At 70.1% G+C, this 7,081-nt stretch carries 7 protein-coding genes and 1 pseudogene; 6 read left to right on the top strand and 2 right to left on the bottom strand.

Annotation, left to right across the window (positions count from 1 at the left end):
* A pseudogene (locus tag EF918_RS30040) lies at window positions 1–285 on the bottom strand (hypothetical protein); the annotation flags it as partial.
* A complete protein-coding gene (locus EF918_RS30045) occupies window positions 285–974 on the bottom strand; it encodes an RNA polymerase sigma factor (RefSeq protein ID WP_125652089.1) in 690 nt (229 codons plus the stop codon). The gene EF918_RS30045 and the pseudogene EF918_RS30040, both read right to left, overlap by 1 nt.
* Before the next feature lie 363 nt (window positions 975–1,337).
* Here EF918_RS30045 and EF918_RS30050 point away from each other — a divergent pair, with 363 nt between their 5' ends.
* The 6 genes from EF918_RS30050 (at window position 1,338) to EF918_RS30075 (ending at window position 6,920) form a co-directional block, all read left to right on the top strand.
* The gene (locus tag EF918_RS30050; protein ID WP_312847877.1) at window positions 1,338–1,979 is read left to right on the top strand and encodes a 2-oxo-4-hydroxy-4-carboxy-5-ureidoimidazoline decarboxylase; all 642 of its coding nucleotides are present in this window, start codon (window positions 1,338–1,340) and stop codon (window positions 1,977–1,979) included.
* Window positions 1,980–2,131: 152 nt separating this feature from the next.
* The gene (sdhC, locus tag EF918_RS30055) at window positions 2,132–2,512 is read left to right on the top strand and encodes a succinate dehydrogenase, cytochrome b556 subunit (protein ID WP_125652084.1); all 381 of its coding nucleotides are present in this window, start codon (window positions 2,132–2,134) and stop codon (window positions 2,510–2,512) included.
* A 5-nt stretch (window positions 2,513–2,517) separates the two neighbouring features.
* Window positions 2,518–2,997 (top strand): succinate dehydrogenase hydrophobic membrane anchor subunit, encoded by a 480-nt coding sequence (locus EF918_RS30060; protein WP_125652085.1) that lies wholly within the window; start codon window positions 2,518–2,520, stop codon window positions 2,995–2,997.
* A 26-nt stretch (window positions 2,998–3,023) separates the two neighbouring features.
* Entirely contained in the window at window positions 3,024–4,778 is a 1,755-nt protein-coding gene (sdhA, locus tag EF918_RS30065; RefSeq protein WP_125652086.1) for a succinate dehydrogenase flavoprotein subunit, read from the top strand.
* Window positions 4,778–5,536, top strand: coding sequence for a succinate dehydrogenase iron-sulfur subunit (locus tag EF918_RS30070; RefSeq protein WP_125652087.1), 759 nt, complete (start codon window positions 4,778–4,780; stop codon window positions 5,534–5,536). Before sdhA ends, EF918_RS30070 begins: the two co-directional genes overlap by 1 nt.
* Window positions 5,537–5,831: 295 nt before the next feature.
* Window positions 5,832–6,920 (top strand): serine hydrolase, encoded by a 1,089-nt coding sequence (locus EF918_RS30075; protein WP_125652088.1) that lies wholly within the window; start codon window positions 5,832–5,834, stop codon window positions 6,918–6,920.
* The last annotated feature ends 161 nt before the right edge of the window (window positions 6,921–7,081 follow it).

Consider the following 7,081-nt stretch of genomic DNA (forward strand, 5'->3'; position numbering starts at 1 on the left):
GTATAAGGGACGGGCGGACAGGGAGGGGGCCGCGGCGGCCCCGGTCGCGCCGGTGGCCGGTTCCCGCCGTTCGCGCGCAGCGCGGAACGCGGCGACTGCGGCTGCCTCGCCCGGCAGTTCCGGACCGCCCTCGGGCGGGGTGCGCGGGGTGAGGGAGTCGAGCGCGCCACGCAGCCGGGCGGCATCGGCCCGGGCACGGGGATCGGCGACAGGTCCGGCCGGATCGCCGCGCAGCAGGTTCTCCGCCGCGGCTGTGTCCAGCCAGCTGTTGCCCTCGTCGGCCATCACATGTCCCTCTGCGTCCGCCAACGTGAATGCGTCACACCGGTTTGTTCTACGAGTTCACCGCCCGGACCGCGCTGCGCCGGGACGGCGTCGAGTTCCCCGGGGCGGCCCTGGGAATTATGGCTGACTTCTCCTGCGGTTTCCGCGCCGAGGAGTTCCGCCAGCTTCTTCAGGCCACGGTGGGCCGCCGTACGGACCGCGCCGGGCCGCTTGCCCAGGGCCTCGGCCGCGCTCTTGGCGTCCAGCCCCACCACGACGCGCAGCACCACGGCCTCGGCCTGGTCCTGCGGGAGCCGCGCGATCAGCCGCATCGTGTGGCCGGTGGCCACGGATTCCATGGCCTCGCCCGCGGTGTCGCTGTCGGCCGCGCGGCCCGTGAGCTCGGTCTCGTCCCCGCCGACCGCGGGGCGCCGGCCCCGCATGCGGATGTGGTCGAGGGCCCGGTTGCGGGTGATCCTTGCCGCCCAGCCGCGGAAGCGGTCGGCGTCCCCCGTGAAGGTGTCGAGGTCACGGGCGATCTGCAGCCAGGCCTCGGAGGTCACGTCCTCGGCATCCATGTCGCCGACCAGCGTCCGTGCGTACCCGAGCAGGCGGGGGTGCACGGCTCGGTACACGGCACGGAAGGCGGTGTCGTCGCCGCCCTGTGCCGCGAGCACCGCGGCGGTCAGCTCCGCGTCGTCCCCCAGCAAAGTCCCCAACCCGTTCACTGTCCTGTACGTGTGGCGCAAATCAGCACGTTAAGGGTTTCACGCTCCTCTCGTCCATGAGTTGTACAACCAGCAACGAACCCTGTGCACAGCGGGGTGTGACACAAAACGCACTCGCGGCGCTGACAGGGGTACGGGCTTGTCGCACGAGCCCGTGCCGGACGGCGACCGGGGCCTCTCCTGTGGGGGGTGGCGGCCTCGGTCGTCATCCATGGTCGGCCATGCCGGGCCGGGGCCGCAGCGCCCCCTTCCCCCGCTTCGCACGCGCCTCACCTCCCCCTCCCCTCTCTTCCGGGTGAAATCCGCCCATGAGTACGGCAGCCCCGCGCCCGCCTCGCTAGCGTGGTGGCGATCTTCCGTGTCCGGACGACCCGTGCCCCGGAGTCTTCCGCGTCCCGCCCCGAGGAGCCACCGCTGTCCAGCCACCTTCCGGCACAGGTCCGCGGCATCAGTGGCCCCTGGCTGGTCCGGTTCAACGCCTGCCCCGCCGAGGCGGCCGAGGAACTGCTGCGCCACTGCTGCGCCAGTCCGCGCTGGGCGCACCGGGTGGCCGCGCACCGCCCGTACCCGGACCTGGACGCACTGCTGGCCGCCGCCTCCGAGGCCTCGTACGACCTGTCCCCCCAGGAGCTGGCCGGGGCGCTGGCCGCCGAGGACCCGTCGGACCTGGACCACCGGGCCCCGTACGCCGCCCAGCTCGCCCTGCACGCGGCCCACGCGGAGTACGAACGCCTCTTCGGGCACGCCTTCGTCATCTGCCTGGCCGGGGTCCCGCCGCAGGAGCACACCGACGCGGTGCTCAGCGGGATCCAGTCACGCCTGGGCAACAGCCCGGAGGAGGAGCGGGCGGTCGCGGCGGACGAGCTGAGGCGGCTGGCCGGGGCCCGGCTGGCACGGCTCGTGGAGCTCTCCGTCGCACCCGGGGCCGAGAAGGGCGCAGATCCCTCAGGTGCACCCGAATTGGTGCGGTTTGCCCCCGTAGGGTAGGCCGTCCGTGCCTCTTTGATCACACCGATGGACCCCGCGCGAAGGAACCGACAACTCGTCGCTACGATGTCCGGGGCCGGTGGACCGTACCCGGCCGGGCCGACCGACAACGAAGCCGGCAGGCCCCCGCCCCGCTTCCGGAGGGTTTTTCCGTGCCGGCTGGAACGTTGTACCGCGGCCGGGAAGGAATGTGGTCCTGGGTGGCTCACCGAGTCACCGGCGTCCTCATCTTCTTCTTCCTGTTCGTACACGTCCTCGACACCGCTCTCGTCCGCGTCTCGCCCGAGGCGTACGACGACGTCGTGGCCACCTACAAGACTCCGATCGTCGCGTGCCTGGAGTACGGCCTCGTGGCCGCCATCCTCTTCCACGCGCTCAACGGTCTCCGTGTCATCGCCGTGGACTTCTGGTCCAAGGGCCCGCGCTACCAGAAGCAGATGCTCTGGACCGTCGTGGGCGTCTGGGTCGTGCTGATGGTCGGGGCCCTTTACCCCGTGCTCGGCCACGCGGCTGCTGAACTGTTCGGGAAGTGACGCCGATGTCTGCTGACACCTCTTCTTCCGCCATCGGTGAGGTCCAGGGCGCGAGCCTGTACGACGTCGACAACCCGGCGCCATACATCGAGGCCCCGCGCAAGCGCACCTCCAAGACGCCCCGCACCACCCGCGGCAACTTCGAGATGGCCGCGTGGCTCTTCATGCGCCTCTCGGGCATCGTCCTGGTCGTCCTGGTCATCGGCCACCTGCTGATCCAGCTCGTGCTGGACGGCGGCGTGTCCAAGATCGGCTTCGCCTTCGTGGCCGGCCGCTGGGCCTCGCCGTTCTGGCAGGTCTGGGACCTGCTGATGCTGTGGCTGGCGATGCTGCACGGCGCCAACGGCCTGCGTACCGTCATCAACGACTACGCGGAGCGCGCCAACACGCGGCTGTGGCTGAAGGGCCTGCTCTACACCGCCACGGTGTTCACCATCCTTCTGGGCACGCTGGTGATCTTCACCTTCGACCCGAACATCCGCTAGGCAACGGGGCTGAGGCGAAAAATCTCATGAAGATCCACAAGTACGACACCGTCATCGTCGGCGCCGGCGGCGCGGGCATGCGCGCCGCCATCGAGGCGACCAAGCGCAGCCGCACCGCCGTGCTGACGAAGCTCTACCCCACCCGCTCCCACACGGGCGCCGCGCAGGGCGGCATGGCCGCCGCGCTGGCCAACGTGGAGGAGGACAACTGGGAGTGGCACACCTTCGACACGGTCAAGGGTGGTGACTACCTGGTCGACCAGGACGCCGCCGAGATCCTGGCGAAGGAGGCCATCGACGCCGTCCTCGACCTGGAGAAGATGGGCCTGCCGTTCAACCGGACCCCGGACGGCACCATCGACCAGCGCCGCTTCGGCGGCCACAGCCGCAACCACGGCGAGGCCCCGGTCCGCCGCTCCTGCTACGCGGCCGACCGCACCGGTCACATGATCCTCCAGACGCTGTACCAGAACTGCGTCAAGGAGGGCGTGGAGTTCTTCAACGAGTTCTACGTCCTGGACCAGCTGATCACCGAGGTCGACGGGGTCAAGCACTCCGCGGGCGTCGTGGCGTACGAGCTGGCCACCGGCGAGATCCACGTCTTCCAGGCGAAGGCCGTCATCTACGCCTCCGGCGGCACCGGCAAGTTCTTCAAGGTGACCTCGAACGCGCACACCCTCACGGGTGACGGCCAGGCGGCCTGCTACCGCCGCGGCCTGCCGCTGGAGGACATGGAGTTCTTCCAGTTCCACCCGACGGGCATCTGGCGCATGGGCATCCTGCTGACGGAGGGCGCCCGTGGTGAGGGCGGCATCCTCCGCAACAAGGACGGCGAGCGCTTCATGGAGAAGTACGCGCCGGTCATGAAGGACCTCGCGTCCCGTGACGTCGTCTCCCGCTCCATCTACACGGAGATCCGCGAGGGCCGCGGCTGCGGTCCCGAGGGCGACCACGTCTACCTGGACCTGACGCACCTCCCGCCGGAGCAGCTCGACGCCAAGCTGCCGGACATCACCGAGTTCGCGCGCACCTACCTCGGCATCGAGCCCTACACGGACCCGATCCCGATCCAGCCCACCGCGCACTACGCCATGGGCGGCATCCCGACCAACGTCGAGGGTGAGGTCCTGGCGGACAACACCACCGTCGTCCCCGGCCTGTACGCGGCCGGCGAGGTCGCGTGCGTGTCGGTGCACGGCGCCAACCGCCTGGGCACCAACTCGCTGCTGGACATCAACGTGTTCGGCAAGCGGTCGGGCATCGCGGCGGCCAAGTACGCGGCCGAGGCCGACTTCGTCGAGCTGCCGGAGAACCCGGCGGGCCTCGTCGAGGACCTCATCGAGCGGCTGCGCTCCTCCACGGGCACGGAGCGGGTCGCCGACCTGCGCACCGAGCTCCAGGAGACGATGGACGCGAACGTGATGGTGTTCCGCACGGAGCAGACCATCAAGACCGCGGTCGAGAAGATCGCGGAGCTGCGCGAGCGTTACAAGAACGTCGCGATCCAGGACAAGGGCAAGCGGTTCAACACCGACCTCCTGGAGGCCATCGAGCTGGGCAACCTGCTCGACCTGGCCGAGGTCATGGCGGTCTCCGCCCTCGCCCGCAAGGAGTCCCGCGGCGGTCACTACCGCGAGGACTACCCGAACCGCGACGACGTCAACTTCATGCGCCACACCATGGCGTACCGCGAGGTGGCGGCCGACGGCAAGGACTCCGTCCGGCTCGACTACAAGCCCGTCGTCACCACCCGCTACCAGCCGATGGAGCGTAAGTACTGATGGCTACCCCGACCCTCGACAAGGTGGAGGCGGAGGCCGCCGCCTCCCCCTACATCACGGTCACCTTCCGGATCCGCCGCTTCAACCCCGAGGTCTCCGACCAGGCGGAGTGGCAGGACTTCCAGATCGAGATCGACCCGAAGGAGCGCGTGCTCGACGGTCTCCACAAGATCAAGTGGAACCTGGACGGCACGCTCACCTTCCGCCGCTCCTGCGCGCACGGCATCTGCGGCTCCGACGCGATGCGGATCAACGGCAAGAACAGGCTCGCCTGCAAGACGCTGATCAAGGACATCAACCCGGAGAAGCCGATCACCGTCGAGGCCATCAAGGGCCTGACGGTGATGAAGGACCTCGTGGTCGACATGGAGCCCTTCTTCCAGGCGTACCGCGACGTCATGCCGTTCCTGGTCACCAAGGGCAACGAGCCGACGCGCGAGCGCCGGCAGTCCCCGGAGGACCGCGAGCGCTTCGACGACACGACCAAGTGCATCCTGTGCGCGGCGTGCACCTCGTCGTGCCCGGTGTTCTGGAACGACGGCCAGTACTTCGGCCCGGCGGCGATCGTGAACGCCCACCGCTTCATCTTCGACAGCCGGGACGAGGCGGGCGAGCAGCGCCTGGAGATCCTGAACGACAAGGACGGCGTGTGGCGCTGCCGCACCACGTTCAACTGCACCGACGCGTGCCCCCGTGGCATCGAGGTCACCAAGGCCATCCAGGAAGTCAAGCGCGCTCTGATCACGCGCCGCTTCTGACCTGGCGGTCGGCCGCCCAGGCCTGACGAAAGCCCCGCCCCCGGTCCTGTGCACCGGGGGCGGGGCTTTCGTCCCTTCTGATGAAAGGCCCGGCATCCGCTTCAGGCTCGTCCTCGAAGTGACGAGATCGTCACCCTGCCCGACTCCCTCGGCGCCGAGGTGACGCTGGACGTCCAGGAGATCCTCGCCGCCGCACGGCCCGGGCCCGAAGCCGAGTAGCCCCCAGGGGGCCTCTCAGGGGCGGATCGGGGGTGGCCCCGATGGCCGGGTGATCATGGGCGGCGAGACTTGTCGCATGACGAAATCGCCGAAGACGTACGGACGTTGGATCACCGCCCTGGCCGCCGGTGCGGCCCTTCTCGGGGTGGCCGCGGGCGCCGCGGTGCCCGCCCAGGCCGCCGAGCGGCCCGTGACCGGGACCGTGCGGGAGCCGGTCGACCCCGCCAAGCTCCGGGCCGCGCTCGGGAACCTGCCCGACGGCGTCCTGGCCGGGGCCATGGCCCGGGTCGGGGGACGCGACGGGCGGTGGACCGGGGCCGCGGGGAACGTCTCCGCCGACCCGGAGGCCTCGTTCCGGATCGGCAGCATCACCAAGCTGTTCACCTCCACCCTCACCCTCCAGCTCGTCGCCGAGGGCCGCATCGCCATGGACACCCCGGTCCAGGAGGTCCTCCCCGGCACCCTGCCCGCCCACTGGGCACCCATCACGATCGAGCAGCTGCTCAGCCACACCAGCGGACTGCCCCGCCCCGCCTGCTACGAGCAGGGCCGCTCGTACACCCCGGAGGAGTTCGTCAAGACGTTCACCGACTGCCCGCAGGCCGGGGAGCCCGTCACCGGGGACCGGATCACCCAGATCTACATGGGGTCCAACTACCACCTGCTCGGCATGGTCGTCGAAAAGGTCACCGGCCACACGTACACCCAGGAGCTGAACCGCCGGATCGTCCGCCCGCTCGGCCTGCGCCACACCTACCTGCCGGCGAAGGGCGACACCTCCCTGCCCGACGACGCGCTGGCCGACCTGCCTCCGGCCGACCCCTGGGCCTGGGCCGAGGGCGGGATGGTCTCCAACGCCCCCGACCTGGAGCGGTTCCTGAGCAGCCTCCTGCGGGGCCGGCTGCTGCCGCCCGCGCAGCAGAAGCTGGTGTTCGAGATGCCGGCCCATGCCGAACGCGGGTTCAGCCGGGCCGGGGTGCAGTACTACAAGCTGCCCGACGGTACGGAGGTCTGGGGCAAGACCGGCAGCTACGGCGGCTACGTCAACGGCGCCTTCGCCACCCGCGACCTGCGCCGCAGCCTGGTCTACTCGCTGGTCCCGGTGACGGACGACCAGAAGCAGATCGAGGGCCGCTACTTCGGTCTCGCCGCCGCCGCGTTCTGACGCCCGGGGCCGCTGTGCAAGGATCGGCCGTATGAGTGAGCAGCAGCCCAATCCTTATGCCGGCGGCCCCTCCCAGGGCGGACCCAGCGGGCCCAACTGGGGCCCGGCACCGCAAGGTTACGGATACCCGCACCCCGCACCCCAGCCCGGCTACGGATACC

This window comes from Streptomyces sp. WAC06614 (assembly GCF_003949795.1).
GTDB lineage: Bacteria > Actinomycetota > Actinomycetes > Streptomycetales > Streptomycetaceae > Streptomyces.

Coding starts and splice junctions, on each gene's coding strand:
- EF918_RS30075 (WP_125652088.1), top strand. CDS start 5,832: ATGACGAAATCGCCGAAGACGTACGGACGTTGGATCACCGCCCTGGCC.
- EF918_RS30060 (WP_125652085.1), top strand. CDS start 2,518: ATGTCTGCTGACACCTCTTCTTCCGCCATCGGTGAGGTCCAGGGCGCG.
- sdhA (WP_125652086.1), top strand. CDS start 3,024: ATGAAGATCCACAAGTACGACACCGTCATCGTCGGCGCCGGCGGCGCG.
- EF918_RS30070 (WP_125652087.1), top strand. CDS start 4,778: ATGGCTACCCCGACCCTCGACAAGGTGGAGGCGGAGGCCGCCGCCTCC.